Origin of the sequence: Sphingomonas parva (ex Maeng et al. 2020) (assembly GCF_004564275.1) — a bacterium.
In the GTDB taxonomy this organism is placed as follows: Bacteria; Pseudomonadota; Alphaproteobacteria; order Sphingomonadales; family Sphingomonadaceae; genus Allosphingosinicella; species Allosphingosinicella parva.
Window position 1 is genome coordinate 1 of the sequence record NZ_SPDV01000089.1, and the last position, 3084, is coordinate 3084.

A 3084-nucleotide genomic window follows, 5' to 3' on the forward strand; every position below is an offset into this window, starting at 1 on the left:
CCTCCCTGTCCGCGCAGCGGATGGGGAGGGGGGTGTAGCCGCGGCACGCCGGGGGCATGCCGGAAGGCGGAACCCGGCTGCGCAGCAGCCGGTGGCCGCAGGCTGGTGGAGGGGCCGGGTGCTCCTTGCCGGTCTGCCCGGCCCCTCCACCGCGCTACGCGCGGTCCCCCTCCCCACGCGCTAACGCGCCTAGGGAGGATTGCAGAAGCGAAAGCGCCGCGGCGGTGTCCCGGCGCGGCGCTCGTGTTCCTGCCGAAGCGAGGATCAGTGGGTGGTGCCAAGCCCCGCGATGGTGCGGTCGACCAGCGCGCGGTCGCTCGACGGGTCCATCTCGGCAGAGATCAGGCGCTCGGCCGCGGCGGCCGCGGCGGCGGCAGCCTTGGCGCGGATCTCCTCGATCGCGTGGCGCTCGGCGGCGGCGATCTTGTCCTCGGCCATGCGGCCGCGGCGCTCGATCAGCGCATCGCTGTCGGCCTGCGCCTGGCGGACGATCGCGTCCGCCTCGTGACGGGCGCGCTCAACGACGGCGGCGGCTTCGGCTTCGGCCGAGGCGGCCTTCGCCTGATATTCGTTGCGCAGCGCCTCGGCCTCGGCGCGCAGCTGGGCGGCCTCGTCGAGCTGCTGGCGGATGCCGTCGATCTTCTTGTCGAGCGCCTTGCCGATCGCGGCCGGCACCTTCTTCCAGAGAAGCAGCGCGATCACGAGGATCATCGCCAGCGCGACCCAGGCGGTGGCGTCCATGCCGAGCGCCTTCGGCTCGGCATGCGGCGCGCCATGGCCTTCGGCGGCGGTGCTGGCGACGGCGTCGTCGCCGGTATGCGGCATCTGGCCATGCTCGCCCTCGGTCGAGGTGACCGCGGTGTCGAGCTCGGCGGAGGGAGTGGACGTGTTAGCCATTGGCGAGCGCCGCCTTCACTGCATTGTCCGCCTGGTCGCGGGACACGGTCTTGCCGGTAAGGCGGGCGACCATCTCCTGCGCGGCCTCGGCGGCGACATTCTCGATATCGCCCATCGCCGCCGCGGTTGCCTCGCGAATGCGGGCTTCGGCGGCCGCGACCCTGGTCTCGGTCTGGGCGTCGGCGGCCTTGACCTTCTGCTCGGCCTCGCGGGCGGCAGATTCCTTGGCGGCCTGGGTGACCTTCAGCGCCTCGGCCCGATTGGCCTCGGCCCGGGCGCGATTGGCCTCCTCGATCTGCTCGGCGGCGGCCCGCGCCGCCTCGGCGGCGGCGAGATCGCCGGCGATCTGCTTGTCGCGGGCGCTGACGGTGGCTTCGATCTTCGGGAACATCCCCAGGCCGATGACCAGGTAGACGAGGCCGAAGGTCACCACCAGCCAGAAGAGCTGTGACGCGAAGATCTCGGAGATTTGATCGATCTGAGGCATGTCGTTCCCGCGTCCGCGGCCGCCGCCCGCCGAAGCGGGCAGCGGCGACGGTGGTCTGGTTAGGCGACGAAGAGCAGGATCATCGCGACGACGAACGCCAGCAGGCCGAGAAGCTCGGCGGCGGCGAAGCCGATGAACAGACGGCCCTGCTGGCTGTCCGCGGCGGCCGGGTTGCGCAGCGCGCTCTCGAGGAACGAGCCGAAGACGTTACCCACGCCGAGGGCGGCCATGCCGACGCCGATCGCGGCGAGACCGGCACCGAGCAGCTTTGCGGCTTCTGCGTCCATTTGAAAAACTCCTTTTCTAAACCGTTCTGAAGTGAAGAGAAAACTCAGTGAAGATTGATCGCGTCGTTGAGGTACAGCGACGTCAGCAGCGCGAACACATAGGCCTGGATGGCGCAGACCAGCAGCTCCAGCAGGGTGATGCCGATCATCAGGATGAAGCTCGGCAGGCTGACCACCGGCGCGACCCAAAGCGCCTCGGCGTTGAGGCCGTTGATCACGAAGCCGGCGAGCACCTTCATCAGGATGTGGCCCGCGGTCATCGCCACGAACAGTCGCAGCGCCAGGCTGAACGGACGGACCATGAACGAGACGAACTCCACCGGCACCAGGATCGGCATCATCCACCAGGGCGCGCCGTGCGGCACGAACAGGGAGAAGAAATGGAAGCCGTGGCGCAGCAGGCCGACCAGCAGCACGATGCCGAACGAGACGATGGCGAGGACGCCGGTGATCGTCAGGTGGCTGGTGACCGTGAACGGATGGATGCCGACGATGCCGGTCGGCAGCATGCCGATCAGGTTCGCGACCAGGATGAACATGAACAGCGAGAAGACGTAGGGCGTGAACTTGCGCCCGGCCGGACCGATGTTGGTCTGCATCATCGAGGCGATGAAGCCGGTCACGCCCTCGACCGCGGCCTGCCAGCGGCCGGGCACCAGCTGGCGCTTCATGCCGCCGAGCATGAACAGCCAGAGCGCGCCGAGCGCGATCAGCATCCACAGGGCGCTGTTGGTGAAGGCGATCTGCTGACCGCCGATCGAGAAACCTTCGAAGATGGACTGCACCTCGAACTGGTGCATCGGGTCGATCTTGCCTTCGGCCGCCACGTCTTCTTCCCGTCGATAATCCAAACGCCCGAAAATCAGTCCGGGCGCTTGCTTGAAATCCGAATGATGTTCCTGAAGCCGGCCGCCGTTCCGAGGAACATCAGCAGCAACAGGAAAAGCGGCAAAGTGTCGAACCACTGGTCCAGGACCCAGCCGATCACCGCGCCGCCACCCAGGCCCCCGATCAGGTAGGACAAGACCCGGCTGCCGAGCTGCTCGTTCTGGTCAGCCGGCTTCCGGTCCGCGCCCGTCCGTGCCGCCTCTTCGGCCTGGGCGCTCCGCAGCCGCTCGTCGAGCGAAGAGAAGCGCGCATCCCGCTGAGGCGGCGTGGGGTCCTTCCCGAGCTCGTCTTCCGCCATGTCTTTCTTCCATGTGCGACCGCGCCGGAAAGCGAGGCTGCAAAAAGGGGTGCGAGGACATGCCGGCGAACGAACCCGCCAAGGCGCCGCCCCTTTAGGAAGGGGGGCGGATCAAGTCAACATGGAGAAGAGCCACCTGTCCAGCGGATGGGTGGGTGACACTTTAGACCGGATAGATGGGTGACAGATTTGGAGACTGGGTGTGCCCGCGCGCGGGCACACCCAGT

5 protein-coding genes are annotated in these 3084 nt (G+C 67.9%); all 5 read right to left on the reverse strand.

Annotation, left to right across the window (positions count from 1 at the left end; translation table 11 throughout):
* Positions 1–264: 264 nt before the first annotated feature.
* From E2493_RS20450 to E2493_RS20470, 5 genes are read right to left on the reverse strand one after another with little or no spacing between them, the layout of a single operon-like run.
* Positions 265–897: a F0F1 ATP synthase subunit B family protein gene (locus tag E2493_RS20450; protein WP_135090565.1), complete on the reverse strand. Its 633-nt coding sequence runs from the start codon at positions 895–897 to the stop codon at positions 265–267.
* On the reverse strand, positions 890–1384 hold the full coding sequence (locus E2493_RS20455) for a F0F1 ATP synthase subunit B family protein (protein ID WP_135090567.1): 495 nt from the start codon (positions 1382–1384) through the stop codon (positions 890–892). Before E2493_RS20455 ends, E2493_RS20450 begins: the two co-directional genes overlap by 8 nt.
* A gap of 59 nt (positions 1385–1443) precedes the next feature.
* Positions 1444–1671 carry a F0F1 ATP synthase subunit C gene (locus E2493_RS20460; RefSeq protein ID WP_129383163.1) on the reverse strand — a complete coding sequence of 76 codons (228 nt, stop codon included), beginning with the start codon at positions 1669–1671 and terminating at the stop codon, positions 1444–1446.
* A gap of 44 nt (positions 1672–1715) precedes the next feature.
* Positions 1716–2498 carry a F0F1 ATP synthase subunit A gene (locus tag E2493_RS20465; protein WP_135090569.1) on the reverse strand — a complete coding sequence of 261 codons (783 nt, stop codon included), beginning with the start codon at positions 2496–2498 and terminating at the stop codon, positions 1716–1718.
* Between the two features lie 35 nt (positions 2499–2533).
* Positions 2534–2857 carry an AtpZ/AtpI family protein gene (locus E2493_RS20470; RefSeq protein WP_135090571.1) on the reverse strand — a complete coding sequence of 108 codons (324 nt, stop codon included), beginning with the start codon at positions 2855–2857 and terminating at the stop codon, positions 2534–2536.
* Positions 2858–3084 lie beyond the last annotated feature (227 nt).